This window comes from Pseudomonas chlororaphis subsp. piscium (genome assembly GCF_003850345.1).
GTDB lineage: Bacteria > Pseudomonadota > Gammaproteobacteria > Pseudomonadales > Pseudomonadaceae > Aquipseudomonas > Aquipseudomonas piscium.
Window position 1 is genome coordinate 470249 of record NZ_CP027707.1, and the last position, 19651, is coordinate 489899.

19 protein-coding genes and 1 pseudogene are annotated in these 19651 nt (G+C 63.1%); 9 read left to right on the plus strand and 11 right to left on the minus strand.

Annotated elements, in window-relative coordinates; translation table 11 throughout:
• Positions 1-14 precede the first annotated feature (14 nt).
• The 9 genes from hutI (at position 15) to C4K38_RS02170 (ending at position 11305) form a co-directional block, all read left to right on the plus strand.
• Positions 15-1220, plus strand: coding sequence for an imidazolonepropionase (gene hutI / locus C4K38_RS02130; protein WP_053277090.1), 1206 nt, complete (start codon positions 15-17; stop codon positions 1218-1220).
• A gap of 10 nt (positions 1221-1230) precedes the next feature.
• Positions 1231-2034: an N-formylglutamate deformylase gene (gene hutG, locus C4K38_RS02135; protein WP_053277091.1), complete on the plus strand. Its 804-nt coding sequence runs from the start codon at positions 1231-1233 to the stop codon at positions 2032-2034.
• 255 nt (positions 2035-2289) lie between these two features.
• The gene (pip, locus tag C4K38_RS02140; protein WP_053277092.1) at positions 2290-3261 is read left to right on the plus strand and encodes a prolyl aminopeptidase; all 972 of its coding nucleotides are present in this window, start codon (positions 2290-2292) and stop codon (positions 3259-3261) included.
• Positions 3258-3695, plus strand: a complete 438-nt coding sequence (dtd, locus tag C4K38_RS02145; protein WP_007925900.1) for a D-aminoacyl-tRNA deacylase — start codon at positions 3258-3260, stop codon at positions 3693-3695. The genes pip and dtd overlap by 4 nt, the downstream gene beginning before the upstream one ends.
• Before the next feature lie 277 nt (positions 3696-3972).
• Positions 3973-5766 (plus strand): glucan biosynthesis protein G, encoded by a 1794-nt coding sequence (locus C4K38_RS02150; protein ID WP_053277207.1) that lies wholly within the window; start codon positions 3973-3975, stop codon positions 5764-5766.
• Positions 5759-8329 (plus strand): glucans biosynthesis glucosyltransferase MdoH, encoded by a 2571-nt coding sequence (gene mdoH / locus C4K38_RS02155; protein WP_053277093.1) that lies wholly within the window; start codon positions 5759-5761, stop codon positions 8327-8329. Before C4K38_RS02150 ends, mdoH begins: the two co-directional genes overlap by 8 nt.
• A 339-nt stretch (positions 8330-8668) precedes the next feature.
• Positions 8669-9466, plus strand: coding sequence for a transporter substrate-binding domain-containing protein (locus C4K38_RS02160; protein WP_053277094.1), 798 nt, complete (start codon positions 8669-8671; stop codon positions 9464-9466).
• 152 nt (positions 9467-9618) lie between these two features.
• Positions 9619-10578: an amino acid ABC transporter permease gene (locus C4K38_RS02165; RefSeq protein WP_371860260.1), complete on the plus strand. Its 960-nt coding sequence runs from the start codon at positions 9619-9621 to the stop codon at positions 10576-10578.
• A complete protein-coding gene (locus tag C4K38_RS02170; protein ID WP_053277096.1) occupies positions 10571-11305 on the plus strand; it encodes an amino acid ABC transporter ATP-binding protein in 735 nt (244 codons plus the stop codon). Before C4K38_RS02165 ends, C4K38_RS02170 begins: the two co-directional genes overlap by 8 nt.
• 119 nt (positions 11306-11424) lie before the next feature.
• On the opposite strand, the gene C4K38_RS32800 is transcribed toward C4K38_RS02170, so the two are convergent.
• The 11 genes and pseudogenes from C4K38_RS32800 to ubiE form a co-directional block, all read right to left on the minus strand.
• Positions 11425-12297: a methyl-accepting chemotaxis protein gene (locus C4K38_RS32800; protein WP_414860333.1), complete on the minus strand. Its 873-nt coding sequence runs from the start codon at positions 12295-12297 to the stop codon at positions 11425-11427.
• Between the two features lie 30 nt (positions 12298-12327).
• Positions 12328-13341 (minus strand): annotated as a pseudogene (locus C4K38_RS32805) (methyl-accepting chemotaxis protein); the annotation flags it as partial.
• Positions 13342-13507: 166 nt separating this feature from the next.
• Positions 13508-14215 (minus strand): 16S rRNA (uracil(1498)-N(3))-methyltransferase, encoded by a 708-nt coding sequence (locus tag C4K38_RS02180; RefSeq protein WP_053277098.1) that lies wholly within the window; start codon positions 14213-14215, stop codon positions 13508-13510.
• A complete protein-coding gene (gene tatC, locus C4K38_RS02185; protein ID WP_053277099.1) occupies positions 14212-15006 on the minus strand; it encodes a twin-arginine translocase subunit TatC in 795 nt (264 codons plus the stop codon). The genes C4K38_RS02180 and tatC overlap by 4 nt, the downstream gene beginning before the upstream one ends.
• Positions 15003-15443: a Sec-independent protein translocase protein TatB gene (tatB, locus tag C4K38_RS02190; RefSeq protein ID WP_053277100.1), complete on the minus strand. Its 441-nt coding sequence runs from the start codon at positions 15441-15443 to the stop codon at positions 15003-15005. The genes tatC and tatB overlap by 4 nt, the downstream gene beginning before the upstream one ends.
• Before the next feature lie 10 nt (positions 15444-15453).
• On the minus strand, positions 15454-15732 hold the full coding sequence (locus C4K38_RS02195) for a twin-arginine translocase TatA/TatE family subunit (RefSeq protein WP_053277101.1): 279 nt from the start codon (positions 15730-15732) through the stop codon (positions 15454-15456).
• Between the two features lie 25 nt (positions 15733-15757).
• Positions 15758-16090: a phosphoribosyl-ATP diphosphatase gene (locus tag C4K38_RS02200; RefSeq protein WP_007925883.1), complete on the minus strand. Its 333-nt coding sequence runs from the start codon at positions 16088-16090 to the stop codon at positions 15758-15760.
• Between the two features lie 2 nt (positions 16091-16092).
• A complete protein-coding gene (gene hisI / locus C4K38_RS02205) occupies positions 16093-16485 on the minus strand; it encodes a phosphoribosyl-AMP cyclohydrolase (protein WP_007925882.1) in 393 nt (130 codons plus the stop codon).
• A gap of 81 nt (positions 16486-16566) precedes the next feature.
• On the minus strand, positions 16567-18171 hold the full coding sequence (gene ubiB / locus C4K38_RS02210; protein ID WP_053277102.1) for a ubiquinone biosynthesis regulatory protein kinase UbiB: 1605 nt from the start codon (positions 18169-18171) through the stop codon (positions 16567-16569).
• Entirely contained in the window at positions 18168-18791 is a 624-nt protein-coding gene (locus C4K38_RS02215) for a ubiquinone biosynthesis accessory factor UbiJ (protein ID WP_025808213.1), read from the minus strand. The genes ubiB and C4K38_RS02215 overlap by 4 nt, the downstream gene beginning before the upstream one ends.
• A complete protein-coding gene (gene ubiE, locus C4K38_RS02220; protein ID WP_007925879.1) occupies positions 18791-19561 on the minus strand; it encodes a bifunctional demethylmenaquinone methyltransferase/2-methoxy-6-polyprenyl-1,4-benzoquinol methylase UbiE in 771 nt (256 codons plus the stop codon). The genes C4K38_RS02215 and ubiE overlap by 1 nt, the downstream gene beginning before the upstream one ends.
• Positions 19562-19651 lie beyond the last annotated feature (90 nt).

Below are 19651 nucleotides of genomic sequence, written 5' to 3' on the forward strand. Positions count from 1 at the left end.
AATGGAGCCCCAGGATGAAAACTCTCTGGCAACACTGCCACGTTGCAAGCATGGCGCAAGGCACTTACTCGATTATCGAGGATGCCGCCATCGTGACGTCAGGAGCGCTCATAGAGTGGATCGGCCCGCGCGACCAGGTCCCGGCCGGCGACTATGTCGAGCGGCATGACCTGGCGGGGGCCTGGGTTACCCCGGGCCTGATCGACTGCCACACCCATACGGTGTTCGGCGGCAACCGCAGCGGCGAATTCGAGCAACGCCTGCAAGGGGTGAGCTACGCCGAAATCGCCGCGGCCGGTGGCGGTATCGCCAGCACCGTGCGGGCGACCCGCGCGGCGAGCGAGGACGAACTGTTCGACAGCGCCCGCAAGCGTTTGCAAAGCCTGCTGCGCGACGGCGTGACCAGCGTCGAGATCAAGTCCGGCTACGGCCTGGACCTGGCCAGCGAGCGCAAGATCCTGCGGGTGATCCGGCGCCTGGGCGCCGAGCTGCCGGTCAGCGTGCGCAGCACCTGCCTGGCGGCCCACGCCTTGCCACCGGAATACGCCGAGCGTTCGGACGACTATATCGAGCACATCTGCGCCGAAATGCTCCCGGCCCTGGCGGCCGAGGGTCTGGTGGATGCGGTGGATGCATTCTGCGAATACCTGGCGTTCTCGCCGGAGCAGGTGGAGCGGGTGTTCATCGCCGCGCAGAAGCTCGGCTTGCCGGTGAAGTTGCATGCCGAGCAACTGTCGTCGCTGCATGGCTCCAGCCTGGCGGCGTGTTATCACGCGCTGTCGGCCGACCACCTGGAGTTCATGACCGAGGAAGACGCCATCGCCATGGCCGAGGCCGGCACAGTCGCCGTGCTGTTGCCGGGCGCGTTCTATTTCCTGCGCGAAACCCAGCTGCCGCCGATGGACGCGCTGCGCAAGCACGGGGTGAAAATCGCCGTGGCCAGCGACCTCAACCCCGGCACCTCGCCGGCGCTGTCCCTGCGCCTGATGCTGAACATGGCTTGCACCTGTTTCCGCATGACCCCGGAAGAAGCCCTGGCCGGCGTGACCCTGCATGCGGCCACCGCGCTGGGCATGGAGCGGACCCACGGTTCGCTGGAGGCGGGCAAGGTGGCGGACTTCGTTGCCTGGCAGATCGATCGTCCCGCCGACCTGGCCTATTGGCTGGGCGGCGACCTGGAAAAACGCGTCGTGCGCCACGGCGTTGAAGTGGATTTATAGGAGAAGGGTTGTGGATAAGGTTCTGAACTTCAAACAAGGCCGGGTGCCGCTGCTGATCAGCATGCCCCACGCCGGCCTGCGCCTGACACCAGCGGTCGAGGCCGGGCTGATCCCCGAGGCGCAAAGCCTGCCGGACACCGACTGGCACATCCCGCGACTCTACGCCTTCGCCGAGGAGCTGGGCGCCAGTACCCTGGCGGCCGAATATTCGCGTTTTGTCATCGACCTCAATCGCCCGTCCGACGACAAGCCTTTATATGTCGGCGCCACCACCGGGCTGTACCCGGCCACGCTGTTCGATGGCGTGCCGCTGTTCCGTGAGGGACTGGAGCCGTCGAAGCAGGAGCGGGCCACTTATCTGGAGCAGGTCTGGACGCCCTATCACAGCACCCTGCAGCAGGAGCTGGCGCGACTGAAGGCCGAGTTCGGTTATGCCTTGCTGTTCGATGCGCACTCGATCCGTTCGCTGATCCCGCATCTGTTCGAAGGCAAGCTGCCGGACTTCAACCTGGGCACCTTCAATGGCGCCAGCTGCGATGCCGAGCTGGCCAGCCAGCTGGAAGCGATCTGCGCCCGTCACGCCGACTACAGCCATGTACTCAACGGCCGTTTCAAGGGCGGCCATATCACCCGGCACTACGGCGACCCGGCCGAGAACATCCATGCTGTGCAGCTGGAGCTGGCGCAGAGCACCTACATGGAAGAGTTCGAGCCGTTCCGCTACCGCGACGATCTGGCGGCCCCGACCCAGGTGGTGCTCAAGCAGCTGCTGCAAGGGCTGCTGGCCTGGGGGCAGCAGCGCTACGGGCGCTGAAGCCGACAGCAAACCCTGTAGCCGCTGCCGCAGGCTGCGATAAGGCCGAAGGCCTTCAGCGATCTCAAGATCCTGCGCCTGCTGCGCAGTCGAGCGCAGCCTTCGGCAGCGGCTACAGGTGCGCCTGGCTTTCCGGGGGGAACAACCGCATTTTTTCCAAGGACATGCTCATTCCGTAATTCGGGTTTATGATGCCGGACGGCAGAATAATTGAAGTCCCCCCAGGGATGACCTCGACCCCTTACGGAGCGCGCAATGCAGACTTTGTACCCGCAGATCAAACCCTATGCCCGGCACGATCTGGCTGTCGATGAACCCCATGTACTGTATGTCGACGAGAGCGGTTCCCCGGAAGGCTTGCCGGTGGTGTTCATCCACGGTGGTCCGGGCGCCGGGTGCGATGCCCAGAGCCGCCGTTACTTCGACCCGAACCTGTACCGCATCATCACCTTCGACCAGCGCGGTTGCGGTCGCTCCACCCCACACGCCAGCCTGGAAAACAACACTACCTGGGACCTGGTCGCCGACCTCGAGCGGATCCGCCTGCACCTGGGCATCGAAAAATGGGTGGTGTTCGGCGGCTCCTGGGGTTCGACCCTGGCCCTGGCTTATGCGCAAACCCATCCTGAACGTGTCCATGGCCTGATTCTGCGTGGGATCTTCCTGTGCCGTCCGCAGGAAATCGAATGGTTCTACCAGGAAGGCGCCAGCCGTCTGTTCCCCGACTACTGGCAGGACTACGTGGCGCCTATCCCGCTGGACGAGCGCGACGACCTGCTCAGCGCCTTCCACAAGCGTCTCGTCGGCAACGACCAGATCGCCCAGATGCATGCGGCCAAGGCCTGGTCGATCTGGGAAGGGCGTACCGCCACCCTGCGGCCGAACCCGCTGGTGGTCGATCGTTTCTCCGAGCCGCAGCGCGCGCTGTCGATCGCCCGGATCGAATGCCATTACTTCACCAACCATGCGTTCCTCGAGCCGAACCAGCTGATTCGCGACATGGGCAAGATTGCCCACCTGCCAGGGGTGATCGTGCATGGTCGCTACGACGTGATCTGCCCGCTGGACAACGCCTGGGAATTGCACCAGGCCTGGCCGAACAGCGAACTGCAGGTGATCCGCGATGCCGGTCACGCCGCGTCCGAACCGGGCATCACCGATGCCCTGGTGCGCGCCGCTAATCAGATGGCCCGGCGCCTGCTCGACCTGCCGCCCGAAGAAGCATGAAGGGGCTGTTGCAGCGCGTACGCGGCGCGCGGGTCGAGGTGGCGGGAGAAATCGTCGGTGCGGTGGATCAGGGTTTGCTGGTGCTGGTAGCGGTGGAGCCCGAAGACACCCGGGCCAGTGCCGACAAACTGCTGCACAAGCTGCTTAACTATCGGGTATTCAGTGATGCCGAGGGCAAGATGAATCTGTCCCTGGCCGATGTGGACGGCGGTTTGCTGCTGGTCTCGCAGTTCACCCTGGCCGCGGACACCAAAAACGGCCTGCGCCCGAGCTTTTCCACAGCGGCGCCGCCGGCCCTCGGCGAAGAACTTTTTGACTATCTGCTATGCAAGGCGCAACAGTTGCATGGCAAAGTAGCATCAGGGCGCTTCGGGGCGGATATGCAGGTCCATCTGGTCAATGATGGCCCGGTAACCTTCCTGTTACAGACCTGAAAGTGCTTGAAACATCTTTTTCGGCCGGAACCGGCCGAAAATAGGCGTTTTTCGCGATAAATACTTGGTTGCCCCTGATGCGTTGTAACGCGGGCTACTAGATAATCGCGCGCTACGGGGATCAGCGTTCGTTGGTCCGTTTTTGACTTAGGTAGAGACTTGTTCGGGACCGTTTGGGGAATCATTTAGCCCCATCGGAGTCGGAACAATGCTCGCCAACCTGGCATATAGATAGCTGGCCGTTGGTTTTTTGATCTGTTTTCGGCGAGGGTTGCTCGTGATTGTTAGTCCCTGTAATGCACCAAAATTGTCTGCCAAACGGTTACGAAACGCACTGGTGACGGGCTCTGCGCTGCTTTGCCTGCTTAGCGCCGGCCAACTCTGGGCATTCAATCTGGATGATGTATCGGCCAAGGCTAAGGATCTGGCCGGGCAGAAGTACGAGGCTCCGCGCAGTAACCTGCCGAACGAATTTCGTGAGATGAAGTTCGCGGACTATCAGAAAATCCGCTTCCTGCCTGAAAAGGCCGAGTGGGCCAAGCAGAAAACCCCATTCAAGCTGTCCTTCTATCATCAGGGCATGCATTTCGACACGCCGGTGAAAATCAACGAAATCACCACGAACACCGTCGAAGAAATCAAATACGACTCGACTCGCTTCGACTTCGGCGACCTCAAGTTCGATCCTAAAGCCACCGAACAGCTCGGTTATGCGGGCTTCCGTGTGCTGTACCCGATCAACAAGGCGGACAAGCAGGACGAAATCATGACCATGCTCGGCGCGAGCTACTTCCGCGTCGTCGGCAAGGGTCACGTCTATGGTCTGTCGGCCCGTGGCCTGGCTATCGACACCGCGCTGCCGTCCGGTGAGGAGTTCCCGCGCTTTACCGAATTCTGGATCCAGCAACCCAAGCCGACCGACAAGCACCTGGTGATCTTCGCCCTGCTGGATTCGCCGCGTGCTACCGGCGCCTATCGCCTGACCCTGCGTCCGGGCAGCGACACCATCGTCGACGTCAAGGCCCGGATGTTCCTGCGTGACAAGGTCGGCAAGCTGGGCATCGCCCCGCTGACCAGCATGTTCCTGTTCGGCGCCAACCAGCCGTCGAAAGTCCTCAACTACCGTCGTGAGCTGCACGATTCCAGCGGCCTGTCGATCCATGCCGGCAACGGCGAGTGGATCTGGCGTCCGCTGAACAACCCGAAACACCTGGCCGTGAGCAACTTCTCGGTAGAGAACCCGCGTGGTTTCGGCCTGCTGCAGCGTGGCCGCGACTTCAGCCATTACGAAGACCTCGACGACCGCTACGACAAGCGCCCAAGCGCCTGGATCGAGCCGAAGGGCGACTGGGGCAAAGGCACTGTCGACCTGGTAGAGATTCCGACCGCGGACGAAACCAACGACAACATCGTGGCGTTCTGGAGCCCGGAAAAGCAGCCTGAGCCAGGCCAGGCGTTCGATTTCGCCTACCGCCTGCACTGGACCATGGACGAAGCTTCCCTGCATTCGCCGGACAGCTCCTGGGTCGAGCAGACCCTGCGTTCCACCGGTGACGTCAAGCAATCCAACCTGATCCGCCAGCCGGACGGCAGCGTGGCCTACCTGGTGGACTTCGAAGGTCCGTCCCTGGCGGCATTGCCGGAAGATACCGAGGTGCGCAGCCAGGTCAGCGTCGGCGACAACGCCGAGCTGGTGGAAAACAGCGTGCGCTACAACCCTGAAACCAAGGGCTGGCGCCTGACCCTGCGGATGAAGATCAAGGACGCGAGCAAATCCACCGAGATGCGTGCGGCCCTGGTCAAGAACGCCACCCCTGTCGAGCCGGCCAAGGCCGTATCGCCAGCCTCCAGCGCCTCCATTGCCAAGGCCGACAAAGTCGCCGCCAAGCAGCAGGAGAAGAAAGAGGCGGATGCCAAGCAAGCCGAAGCCAAGCCGGCCAAGGACGCCAAGAACCACAAAGACGCCAAGCAGCCTGCTGCTGCCGAGGCGGCCCCAGCCACACCGGAATCTGTCCCGACCGAGCAAGTCCTGACCGAGACCTGGAGCTACCAGTTGCCTGCCGATGAGTAACTCTCAAGTACAGCCAGAGACTCTTGCCGAGTATCTGGCGCACCTGCCAATGACCGATGAGCAGCGCGCGGAACTCGCGGGCTGCAAGTCCTTCAGTGAACTGCACGAACGCCTGTCGTCGGCGACGTTCGACGCGCCTGCCGATGCCGCCCAGGCCTCGGTGGGCCGCCGGCTGACCCTGAGTTCCGCCGAGGAACTGATCGATGCCGAGATGCTGGCGCTCGACGCCAGCGGTCGCGTGTGCCTCAAGGCCACGCCGCCGATCCGTCGGACCAAGGTGGTTCCCGAGCCCTGGCGCACCAATATCCTGGTGCGTGGCTGGCGGCGCCTGACCGGGCGCACCAACCCGCCGGCACCGCCGAAGGATGAGCGGGTGCTCCCGGCGGCGCGCTGGCGCACCGTGGGCTCGATCCGTCGCTACATCCTGCTGGTGCTGATGCTCGGCCAGACCATAGTGGCCGGCTGGTACATGAAAGGCATCATGCCGTACCAGGGCTGGTCGTTCGTCGACCTGGAAGAAGTCATGCATCAGCCATTGATGCAGACCGCCACCCAGGTGCTGCCGTACGCCCTGCAGACCAGCATCCTGATCATGTTCGGCATCCTGTTCTGCTGGGTCTCGGCCGGTTTCTGGACCGCGCTGATGGGCTTCCTCGAGCTGCTCACCGGGCATGACAAATACCGCATTTCCGGCAAAAGCGCCGGCAACGAGCCGATTCCGCAAGACGCGCGCACCGCACTGGTGATGCCGATCTGCAACGAAGACGTGCCGCGGGTATTCGCCGGCCTGCGGGCGACCTTCGAGTCGGTCGCGGCCACCGGTGACCTGGACCGCTTCGACTTCTTCGTGCTCAGCGACAGTAACGACACCGATATCTGCGTGGCCGAGCAACAGGCCTGGCTGGACGTCTGCCGTGAAACCAAGGGTTTCGGCAAGATCTTCTATCGCCGCCGTCGCCGCCGGGTGAAACGCAAGAGCGGTAACCTCGACGACTTTTGCCGTCGTTGGGGCGGCGACTACAAGTACATGGTGGTGCTCGACGCCGACAGCGTGATGAGCGGCGAATGCCTGACCAGCCTGGTGCGCCTGATGGAAGCCACGCCGGACGCGGGCATTATCCAGACCGCGCCGAAAGCCTCGGGCATGGACACCCTGTATGCGCGCATGCAGCAGTTCGCTACCCGCGTCTACGGCCCGCTGTTCACCGCCGGCCTGCACTTCTGGCAACTGGGCGAATCCCACTACTGGGGCCACAACGCGATCATCCGCATGAAGCCGTTCATCGAGCACTGCGCCCTGGCGCCGTTGCCCGGTAAAGGTGCTTTCGCCGGTGCGATCCTGTCCCACGACTTCGTCGAAGCGGCGCTGATGCGTCGCGCCGGCTGGGGCGTGTGGATTGCCTACGACCTGCCGGGCAGCTATGAAGAACTGCCGCCGAACCTGCTGGACGAACTCAAGCGTGACCGTCGCTGGTGCCACGGCAACCTGATGAACTTCCGCCTGTTCCTGGTCAAGGGCATGCACCCGGTGCACCGTGCGGTGTTCCTCACCGGGGTGATGTCCTACCTGTCGGCGCCTTTGTGGTTCTTCTTCCTGGTGCTGTCGACGGCCCTGCTGGCGGTCAACACCCTGATGGAGCCGCAGTACTTCCTGGAGCCGCGCCAGCTTTACCCGCTGTGGCCGCAATGGCATCCGGACAAGGCGATCGCGCTGTTCTCGACCACTATCGTGCTGCTGTTCCTGCCGAAGCTGTTGAGCATCATCCTGATCTGGGCCAAGGGCGCGAAAGAGTTCGGCGGCAAGTTCAAGGTGACCCTGTCGATGCTGCTGGAGATGCTGTTCTCCATGCTGCTGGCGCCGGTACGGATGATCTTCCACACCCGTTTCGTACTGGCCGCGTTCCTTGGCTGGGCCGCGACCTGGAACTCGCCACAACGTGACGACGATTCCACGCCGTGGAGCGAAGCGGTACGCCGTCATGGTCCGCAGACCCTGCTGGGCTTCTTCTGGGCGCTGCTGGTGATCTGGCTGAACCCGAGCTTCCTCTGGTGGCTGGTGCCGATCGTCGGTTCGCTGATGCTGTCGATCCCGGTGTCGGTGATTTCCAGTCGGGTCGGCCTGGGCCTGAAGTCCCGTGACGAAAGCCTGTTCCTGATCCCCGAGGAATACGCACCGCCACAGGAACTGTTGTCCACCGACCAGTACACCCATGAAAACCGTTGGCATGCGCTGAACGACGGCTTCATCCGGGCGGTGGTCGATCCGCAGCAGAACGCCCTGGCCTGTGCCCTGGCGACGTCCCGCCACGGTCTGGCCGAGCCGATCGAGTGGCTGCGTATCGAACGTGTCCGGCATGCCCTGAAAGTGGGGCCGGCGGCGCTGAATAACGGCGAGCGCCTGGCGCTGCTGAGCGACCCGGTGGCCCTGGCCCGCCTGCACGAGCAGGTCTGGAGCGAAGGCCATGCCGACTGGCTGAGCGCCTGGCGGCAATCGGTGGATGAAGACCCTCATGCACCGTTGTTGCCGTTGCGACCGCAAGCGGCAATCGCCCAACCGGCCTGATGACAACGCCCTTGAGAGCACTCTCAAGGGCGTTGTTGTTTGTGGGCTGCTTTTGTAGCCGCTGCCGCAGGCTGCGATAAGGTCCGCAGGGCCTTCCTGCGATCGATAGCGCAGCGCCACTTCGCGTCGATCGCGGCCTGCGGCAGCGGCTACAGGGAGATTGTCGCCCCCTCTGTAACAACAAATCCTGGTCAAACCCTTGTGCAAACGGACGGGTGAGTTAGCATCGCACCCCGAATTGCTGCGAGCGGGCATTCCTGATGCCCGTATCCGTCGGTTTTCCAGGGAAAACCTGTCGCGGGTTCGCCTCACAATAAAATGGGTTCAGGGGACTTGAAGATGAAGAAGTATCTCTCGATGCTGCTGCTCGGCGTCACGGCAATGGTGGCGGTCAATGCAGCCCAGGCTGGCGCCATCGATGATGCGGTCAAGCGCGGCACGCTGAAAGTCGGCATGGACCCGACCTACATGCCGTTCGAGATGACCAACAAGCGCGGTGAGATCATCGGTTTCGAGGTCGATATCCTCAAGGCCATGACCAAGGCCATGGGCGTCAAGCTGGAGCTGGTTTCCACCGGCTACGACGGTATCATCCCGGCCCTGCTGACCGACAAGTTCGACATGATCGGCAGCGGCATGACCCTGACCCAGGAACGCAACCTGCGCCTGAACTTCAGCGAGCCCTTCATCGTGGTTGGCCAGACCCTGCTGATCCGCAAGGAGCTGGAAGGCACCATCAAGTCCTATAAAGACCTGAACACCGCCGACTACCGCATCACCTCCAAGCTGGGCACCACCGGCGAAATGGTCGCCAAGAAGCTGATCGCCAAGGCCAAGTACCACGGCTACGACAACGAGCAGGAAGCCGTGCTCGACGTGGTCAACGGCAAGGCTGACGCCTTCATCTACGACGCCCCGTACAACGTGGTGGCGCTGAGCAAGGTCGGCAACGGCAAGCTGCTGTTCCTCGACAAGCCGTTCACCTACGAGCCCCTGGCATTCGGCCTGAAGAAGGGTGACTACGACAGCATCAACTTCATCAACAACTTCCTGCACCAGATCCACGAAGACGGCACCTACGATCGTATCCATGACAAGTGGTTCAAGAGCACCGAGTGGCTCAAGGACATGGAATAACACTCGGTCAGACAGACCGAGTCGCCCCATTTGCGGGCCAGCCTCGCTCCTGCAGATTCACGCAATCCCTGTAGGAGCGAGCCGGCTCGCGATGGCGTCCTGATCGGCAATACCGAACCTCCCCGCTGCAAACAGCTGGAACCTGCAAAGTGATCAAACATAAAAAAGCCCAATGGCCCTGGCACGTACTGACCGTGCTGGTGCTGATCGGCCTGGCCGGCGCGCTGTATTACGCCACCTCGCTGATGTCCTACGAATGGCGCTGGAACCGCGTACCGCAGTACTTCGCCTACCAGGCCGAGGAGTCGCAGCGGGCGGCGGACATCTCCACCGTCAGCGAGTTGGTGCGCAAAGGCGGCAAGGCCGAAGTCACGCTGCGCAACGACGCGGGTGACGAGCAACTGCTGACGGTCGATGAGAACAGCCTGCAAGTCGCCCGTGGCGACGATGTGGCCGAAGGCGATGTGATCGGCGTGACCCGTCACTGGGCGGCCGGGCCGCTGCTGCTGGGCTTGTGGACCACCTTGTGGCTGTCGGTGGTGTCCGGGGTGCTGGGGCTGTTCATCGGTTTGGCGACCGGGCTTTGCCGGCTGTCGAACAACCCGACGCTACGGGACCTGTCGACCCTCTACGTCGAGTTGGTGCGCGGCACGCCGCTGCTGGTGCAGATCTTCATTTTCTATTTCTTCATCGGCACGGTGCTGAACCTGTCCCGCGAGTTCGCCGGGATCGCCGCGCTGTCGCTGTTCACCGGTGCCTATGTGGCGGAAATCGTCCGCGCCGGCGTGCAGTCGATCGCCCGTGGCCAGAATGAGGCAGCCCGCTCCCTGGGCCTGAACGCCAGCCAGTCGATGCGTCACGTGGTGCTGCCTCAGGCTTTCAAGCGCGTGCTGCCACCGCTGGCCGGGCAGTTCATCAGCCTGGTGAAAGACACCTCGCTGGTGTCGGTGATCGCCATCACCGAGCTGCTCAAGAGCGGACGTGAAGTCATCACCACCTCGTTCTCGCCGTTCGAGATCCTGTTCTGCGTGGCGGCCCTGTACCTGTTGATCAACCTGCCGCTGTCGAAGATGGCCAGCCGGCTTGAGCGGAGGCTCGCGCAAAGTGATTGAAGTCCGCGATCTGGTAAAAGTCTTCGACACCCGGGGCCAGGTGGTCCGCGCGGTGGATAACGTCACCACTAACGTGGCCAAGGGCGAAGTGCTGGTGGTGATCGGCCCGTCCGGCTCCGGTAAGTCGACCTTCCTGCGCTGCCTCAACGGCCTGGAGCAGTTCGATTCCGGTTCGGTGAGCATCGACGGCCTGCAACTGGCCGACCCGAAGACCGATGTGAATGCCTACCGCCGCGAAGTCGGCATGGTGTTCCAGCACTTCAACCTGTTCCCGCACATGACCGTGCTGGAAAACCTCTGCCTGGCGCAGAAAGTCGTGCGCAAGCGCGGCAAGAAGGAGCGCGAGGCCAAGGCCATGGCGTTGCTGGAAAAGGTCGGGATTGCGCAGAAGGCCAACGAATTTCCGTCACGCCTGTCCGGTGGTCAGCAACAGCGGGTGGCGATTGCCCGGGCGCTGGCCATGGAACCCAAGGTCATGCTGTTCGACGAGCCGACTTCGGCGCTGGACCCGGAAATGGTCGGCGAAGTGCTGGACGTGATGAAGACCCTGGCCCTGGAAGGCATGACCATGGTCTGCGTGACCCACGAAATGGGCTTCGCCCGGGAAGTGGCGGACCGGGTGCTGTTCTTCGATCACGGCAAACTGCTGGAAGACGCCTCGCCAGCGGCGTTCTTCGATGCGCCCCAAGACCCGCGGGCCCAGGCGTTTCTGCGTCAGGTCCTGTAGGTTTTCCGTTAGCTAGAACCTATCGCGGGCAAGCCTCGCTCCTACAGATGACCTTTATCTGTGGGAGCGGAGCTTGCCCGCGATTGCATTGCACCGGTTTTAAGCCGAACCGGCTCGGGTCAAACCCGGAAGCGCCCGACCAGGGTCTGCAGATGGGTCCCCAGGCGCGCCAGCTCGACGCTGGAGGCCGCTGTCTCCTCACTGGCTGCCGAGGTCTGCTCGGACACGTCGCGCACGTTCAGCACGCTTCTGTTGATTTCCTCGGCCACCGCGCTCTGCTGCTCGGCCGCGGCGGCGATCTGCTGGTTCATCGCCTGGATCGCCGAGACGGTGCGGGTGATGTTTTCCAGCGAGCCGCCGGCACGGCGGGTCAGCTCGACGCTGCTGTCGGTCAGGTTGCGGCTGTTGTCCATGATGTTGGCCACTTCCTGGGTGCCGTTCTGCAGGCCGACGATCAGCCCCTCGATCTCTTCGGTGGACTTCTGGGTACGCTGCGCCAGGCTGCGCACCTCGTCGGCGACCACGGCGAAACCGCGACCGGCTTCACCCGCGCGGGCGGCTTCGATGGCGGCGTTGAGGGCCAGCAGGTTGGTCTGCTGGGCGACCGACTTGATCACGTCGAGCACACTGCCGATCTTGTCGCTTTCCTGCTTCAGATGGCCCATGGCGGCGGTGGAGTTGCCGACCTCGGCGGCCAGGCGTTCGATCTGCGCGATCGCCTCGCCGACCACCTTGTCGCCTTCGCGGGCCTGCTGATCGGCGGCGACCGCTGCTTCCGAGGCTTCCTCGGCGTTGCGCGCGACTTCCTGGACCGTGGCGGCCATTTCATTCATCGCGGTGGCGACCTGGTCGGTCTCGACTTTCTGGCTGTTGACCCCGGCGCTGGTCTGCTCGGTCACCGCCGACAGCTGTTCGGCGGCGCTGGCAATCTGGGTGACGCCATCGCTGATGCCGCCGATCAGTTCGCGCAGGCTCAGGGTCATGCGTTGCATGGCTCGTTGCAGTTGGCCGAGCTCATCGCGACGCTCGACCTGCAGGTTCTCGCTGAGATCGCCCGAGGCGACACGCTCGACCACCTTGAGGGTCTGGCGCAGCGGGATGACGATCTGCCGGGTGATGCTCCAGGCGGCAACCAGGCCGAACAGCAGGGCCAGGGCGGTGACGATGGCCAGGGTGCTTCTGGCCTGGGCGGCGTCGCTGTCGCGTTTCTGGGTTTGCGCGGCGGTCAGCTGCTTGCTGACTTCCATCAGGCGATCGCCCTGGGCCGCCATGCGTTTGAGGGCGGCGGCGCTGGCCACCTGGGAGTCGCGAAACTCGCTGACCGCGGAGCGATAGCCTTTCAGGGCGTCGGTGGCCTGTTGCAGGTTGGCCAGGTGTTGGTCCGGCAATTTGGCCGGCAGGCTGGCGAGGTTGTTCAGGGCATTGTCGATGGCGTCCAGCGCCGGCTGTTCGGCCTCGGCCTTGCCGCTGTAGGTGTAGCCGCGGACCTGGAAGCGCGCCTGTTGGATCAGCTTGCTCAGGTCGATGACGCTGTTGAATTGCGCCACGCTGTCGCCCTGCAGCATGGATTTTTCCACTTCGGCCACCCGGGCCACGGCGTTATCGGCGGTGGCGCCCAGTTTGGCGCGGGCGGCTTCGCGGCTGGCGGTGGCGCGGGTGATGTCGGCGAAGGCCAGTTTGTACTCGCTGACGGCGGCGATCTGCTGGTCGATCATGGCGATGCTTTCAGGCATTTCCAGCATCTTGCGCGCCACTTGCAAGCCTTCGTCGAGCTTGTTCAGCAGCTCGCTGACCGGCCCCGGGCCTTGTTCGCCACGGCGCATTTCATAGTCCAGGCGCGCGTTGCGCAGGTCCTTGGTCAGTTCGTTGAGGCTGGAGATATAGCCCAGCTTGTCGCCGCGATCGATCACGTTGCCCAGGCCCATCCAGCCGGTCGCAGTAATCAGCAGGGTCAATAGCAGCACCAGGCCGAAGCCAACGCCGAGTTTGAGGTTGACGCTCACATTTCCCAGACTCTGGGCTAACCAACGGTACATGCCGCGAACTCCCTTGGGCTATTAATAGGTTTTGTACCAAAGCTATCGGCTGCGTCAGATTAATCTGAAGCATCCGTGTAACAGCAGCGAGGCTTGCCTGCGATGGCGTCGTGTCAGGCACACGGCTATCGCGGGCAAGCCTCGCTCCTACGGTAGTGGGGGCTGATTAGAAGAGGCGGGCGAGAAGGGCGGTGACGGCGGTTTCGACCCGCAGGATGCGTTCGCCGAGCTGCACCGGTTGCAGGCCGGATTTGCCCAGCAGGTCGATTTCGTAGGGGATCCAGCCGCCTTCCGGGCCGATGGCCAGGGTCACCGGCTCATCCAGGCCACGAGGGCAGGCCGGGTACTGGCCAGGATGGCCGACCAGGCCGAGGGTGCCTTCGACCAGCGCTGGCAGACGGTCTTCGACGAAGGGTTTGAAGCGCTTTTCGATGACCACTTCCGGCAGCACGCTGTCGCGGGTTTGTTCCAGGCCGAGGATCAATTGCTCGCGAATCGCCTCGGGTTCGAGGAAAGGGGTTTGCCAGAAGCTCTTCTCGACCCGGTAGCTGTTCACCAGCACCAACCGGGGCACGCCCATGGCGGCGACGGTTTGCAGCACCCGGCGGAGCATTTTCGGGCGGGGTAGGGCCAGCACCAGGGTCAGGGGCAGCTTGGTCGGCGGCGGCTGGTCGAGGCTGACTTGCAGCTCGGCTTCCTGGGCTTCCAGGCGCAGCAGCTCGGCCGAGCCCATCAGGCCGCCGATACGGCCGACCCGCAGGCTGTCGCCCACCGCGGCACGATGGACTTCCTGCATGTGGGTCAGGCGGCGATCGCGCAGGATCACCCGGTCGGCCGCGATGAAGTCGGCCTCCTCAAGCAGAAGCAGGTTCATGCTTGGGTCGCTGGCGGCTGGTCGTTGTGGTCTTCAGCCGGCTGGTCATCCGGATGGTCGCCGCGCTTGCTGATCAGGCTGCCGAACAGGATGCCGATCTCGAACAGCAGCCACATCGGTACTGCCAGCAAGGTCTGGGAGAAGATGTCCGGCGGGGTCAGGATCATGCCGACCACGAAGCAGCCGATGATCACGTACGGGCGGATCTTCTTCAGGTAGGCGACGTTGACCACGCCGATCCACACCAGCAGCACCACCGCCACCGGGATCTCGAACGCCACGCCGAAGGCGAAGAACAGGGTCATGACGAAATCGAGGTAGCTGGTGATGTCGGTCATCATTTCCACGCCGGCCGGGGTGGCCGCGGCGAAGAACTTGAAGATCAGCGGGAACACCAGGAAATAGGCGAAGGCCATGCCGATGTAGAACAGCAGGATGCTGGAGACCAGCAGCGGTACGGCGATGCGCTTTTCATGCTTGTACAGGCCGGGGGCGATGAAACCCCAGATCTGGTGCAGGATCACCGGGATCGCCAGGAACAGCGAGACCATCATCGTCAGCTTGAGCGGGGTCAGGAACGGCGACGCCACGTCTGTGGCGATCATCGTTGCGCCCGCCGGCAGGTACTGGCGCAGCGGCGTGGAGACGATGGTGTAGATCTGCTGGGTGAAGGCGAACAGCCCGGCGAAGATCAGGAAGATCGCCGCCACGCAGCGCAGCAACCGGGTGCGCAACTCGGTGAGGTGCGACACCAGCGGCATATGTTGGTCGTTTTCCGGAATATCGCTCATGGGGCTCGCGGCGGCAAAGTAGGGTCGTGGGGGGCTGGCGTGACAGGTGTTGTCACGGGCGCAGCCGGTTCGGCCGGTGCAGTTGCGGCAGTGGGGCTCGCCGTGGTCGCGCTGGCTGGCGCTTCAGGCGCCGCGGCGGGCGCATGAATGCTCTGTTCGGCCACGGGCTCGACCGGTGTCGGCTGTTGCTGGGTCGGGTTGAGGATTTTCCGCGCTTCCTGTTCCAGCGACAGAATGTGTTCGTTGTGCAGTTGCCGACGAATGTCATCGGCACCGATTTCCCGTTCAACTTCCTGCTTGATCGCATTGAAGCTGCGCTTCAAGCGGCCGATCCACAGGCCTGCCGTGCGCGCGGCGCCCGGCAGACGCTCGGGGCCGAGCACCAGCAGGGCCACCAGGCCGACGAGCAGCAGTTCAGAGAAGCTGATACCAAACATTAGTCAGTGCTCACGAGTCTTTGCGGGTCGGCTCTTCGACTTTTTGCGCCTGCACGTCGATGGTGTGCGGCTGGTTCAGCGGAGCGTTTTGCGGCTGGACCGGCGGAGCAGGCTGGGCGGTCGGTGGCACGCCAGGCTCGGCGGGTTTTTCGTCGTCGTTCATGGCCTTGCGAAAGCCCTTGATCGATTCGCCGACGTCGGTGCCGAGGTTTTTCAGTTTCTTGGTGCCGAACACCAGCACCACGACAACCAGGATGACGATCCAGTGTTTCCAGTCAAAAATGCCCATGCTGCGTTTCCTCTCTAAATGATGTTCAGGCGGACGGACGCGAGGCTTTCTCGGCGTGTCCGGACAAACCGAAGCGCCGGTCCAGTTCATCGAGAACGGCCTGCGGATGCTGCCCCAGCTGGGCGAGCATGACCATGGTGTGGAACCACAGGTCGGCGGTTTCGTAGATCACATCGCTGCAGTCGCCGCTGTGGGCGGCGTCCTTGGCGGCGATGATGGTTTCCACCGACTCCTCGCCGACTTTTTCCAGAATCTTGTTCAGGCCCTTGTGGTACAGGCTGGCGACATAGGAAGTGTCGGCGGCGGCGCCTTTGCGCTCTTCCAGCACCTGGGCCAGACGGGTCAGGGTATCGCTCATGTTCAGTGTCCTGCTTGATAGATCGCGTGCGGGTCTTTGAGTACCGGATCGACCGTTTTCCAGTCGCCGTTTTCATAAACGCGGTAGAAGCAGCTCTGGCGGCCTGTGTGGCAGGCAATGTCGCCGATCTGTTCGACCATCAGGATGATGACGTCGGCATCGCAGTCCAGGCGCATTTCATGAAGCTTTTGCACATGCCCGGACTCTTCTCCCTTGCGCCATAGCTTGCCACGCGAACGTGACCAGTAGATGGCACGGTTTTCGGCAGCGGTCAGGCTCAGCGCCTCGCGGTTCATCCAGGCCATCATCAGCACGCGCCCGGTCTTGTGATCCTGGGCGATGGCTGGCACCAGGCCGTCAGCGTCCCATTTGATCTCGTCCAGCCAATCTTTCATCTTCGACTCCGACAACAGGGCTCGACGCGCTCGTCGAGCCTCGGCGATGGGAAACAGTGTGCCAGCCGCTAGCCCGGCTGGCTATCGGCGCACGACCAGATACAAGCCCACGGCCATCATGATGCCGGCCGGCCAGTGACCCAGTTCGTGCAGCGGTCCACCGGCCGCGAGGATCGCGCCACCGCCCAGGTGCGCCGCGCCGAGAAGACGCAGGAACCAGTCGTCCTTGCGTCGTTTCCAGGTGGGCGAAGGGTCCTGGGCATGGGGCTGGGACATGCGTTCGAGCAGGTCGCGGGTCATGTTGGCCAGGTGCGGCAGTTGCTCGACCTGGCTGTGCAGGTTGCCCAGCAAGGCTTTCGGGCTGACGCGATCGCGCATCCAGCGTTCGAGGAACGGCTGGGCGGTGTTCCACAGGTCCAGCTCCGGGTACAGCTGGCGGCCCAGGCCTTCGATGTTCAGCAGGGTCTTTTGCAGCAGCACCAGCTGCGGCTGCACTTCCATGTTGAAGCGGCGAGCGGTCTGGAACAGGCGCATCAGCACCTGGCCGAAGGAAATATCTTTTAACGGTTTTTCGAAGATCGGCTCGCACACGGTACGGATCGCCGCTTCGAATTCGTTGAGTTTGGTCTCTGCCGGCACCCAGCCCGAATCGATGTGCAACTGCGCCACGCGCCGGTAATCGCGCTTGAAGAACGCGAACAGGTTGCGGGCCAGGTAGTCCTGGTCTTCCGGGGTCAGGCTGCCGACGATGCCGCAGTCGATGGCAATGTACTGCGGGCTCCAGGGCTGCACGGTGCTGACGAAGATGTTGCCCGGGTGCATGTCGGCGTGGAAGAAGCTGTCGCGGAACACCTGGGTGAAGAAGATCTCCACGCCACGCTCGGCGAGCATTTTCATGTCGGTGCGCTGGTCGGCCAGGGTGGCCAGGTCGGTCACCTGGATCCCGTAGATGCGTTCCATGACCAGCACTTTCGGCCGGCACCAGTCCCAGTAGACCTGTGGCACGTAGAGCAGCGGCGAGCCTTCGAAGTTGCGCTTGAGCTGGCTGGCGTTGGCCGCTTCGCGCAACAGGTCGAGTTCGTCGTAGATGGTCTTTTCGTAATCGCTGACCACGTCCACCGGGTGCAGCAGACGAGCGTCGGCCGAGACCTTTTCGGCGGCGCGGGCGAGGATGAACAGCCAGGCCAGGTCTTGGGCGATGACCGGCTTGAGGCCCGGGCGGATGACCTTGACCACCACTTCTTCGCCGCTCTTGAGCTGGGCGGCGTGGACTTGCGCCACCGAGGCAGAGGCCAGGGGCTCGATATCGAAGCGGCTGAACACGTCGCCGATTTTCTTGCCCAGTTGCTCCTCGATCAGTGCCACCGATGTCTTCGAGTCGAAGGGCGGCACGCGGTCCTGCAGCAGCATCAGCTCATCGGCGATGTCTTCGGGCAGCAGGTCGCGACGGGTGGAGAGAATCTGTCCGAACTTGATGAAGATCGGCCCCAGGTCTTGCAAGGCCAGGCGCAGACGGGCGCCGCGGGTCAGTTCCAGCTGTTTGCGCGGGAACCAGCGCCAGGGCAAGACGTAGCGCAGTGCCAGGAGGAACCAGGGCAGGGGCAGGGCGAACAGCAGGTCATCGAGGCGGTAGCGGATCACGACGCGCTGGATGCGCAACAAACGGCGGACGGCAAGCAGCTTCATGCGTTATCGCTTGGGTCAAGGGATCGGGAAAGGCGCTCGAAGCGCGCCTCGAGGCGTTCCAGGTCGAGCTTGACCCGGTCCAGTTCGCTGAAACGGGCTTCGGCTTCGCGTTGGCCCACCAGGGTGCGCGACTCTTCGGCCAGGTACTCGGCGAGGTTCTGGTTCAGGCTGGCGAAACCCTGGCGATACCAGCGCGCGCGGCTACGGATATGGCCGCTGAACAGCTGGGTGGCCACCGGACCGAGCCAGCGCGAGAGTTCGTACTCCCAGTCCAGCTCCAGGTCCTGGAGGATGGCCGCCAGTTCCAGCAGCACGCCGCTGTCGCCTTCCAGCTCGACTTCGGGGCTGTGCAGCACCGAGGTCTTGTCCTGGCTCAGGGCCAGGCGCACCAGGCTCGAAGCCGGCGCCCGCAGGGTGCAGTCGGCGTCGGCCGCCCAATGCGTGGCGAGGGTCAGGCCCTCATCACCGGGAATGACGAACAGCTGCACGCTCGGGCTGCGGCAATCGACGGCGATGACCTTGCCGTTCAAATGCTGCAAGCGTGGCAAAGCCGTGCTGTCGAGACGCAGTACACGGTTGAGGCCGTGTTCGACGCTGGCAAGCAGGCCGCTGAACAACATCAGGGCTTGATGCCGCGGTGCAGGGCGACGATGCCCGCGGTCATGTTGTGGTAGGTCACGCGATCGAAACCGGCCTCGACCATCATCGACTTCAGGGTTTCCTGGTTCGGGTGCATGCGGATCGATTCGGCCAGGTAGCGATAGCTTTCCGAGTCGTTGGTGATCAGCTTGCCGGCCAGTGGCATGAAGGCGAACGAGTAGGCGTCGTAGACCTTGGACATCAGCGCGTTGGTCGGCTTGGAGAATTCCAGCACCAGCAGGCGGCCACCGGGCTTGAGCACGCGCAGCATCGAGCGCAGGGCATCTTCCTTGTGGGTCACGTTACGCAGGCCGAAGGCGATGGTCACGACATCGAAATGGTTGTCCGGGAACGGCAGCTTTTCCGCGTCGGCCTGGACGAACTCGATGTTGCCGGCCACGCCCTTGTCGAGCAGGCGGTCGCGACCGACCTTGAGCATGGAGGCGTTGATGTCCGCCAGCACCACCTGGCCGGTAGGGCCTACCAGATGGGAAAACTTGCGGGTCAGGTCACCGGTGCCGCCGGCGATGTCCAACACGCGATTGCCAGGGCGAACGCCGGACAATTCGATCGTGAAGCGTTTCCACAGGCGATGCATGCCACCGGACAGTACGTCGTTCATCAGGTCGTACTTGGCGGCCACCGAGTGGAACACCTCAGCGACTTTTTCCGCCTTCTGGCTTTCCGGAACATTTTTGAAGCCGAAGTGAGTGGTGGGTTCGGCATCGCTGCCTTTGCGCTGATCAGTCATATCGCTGTCACCAAAAGAGAATGCGGGACATTCTAATCCCGGTGGCGGTCTTTGTCTTGGCAAGGCTGAATGTAAGATAGTGAAGCGCCG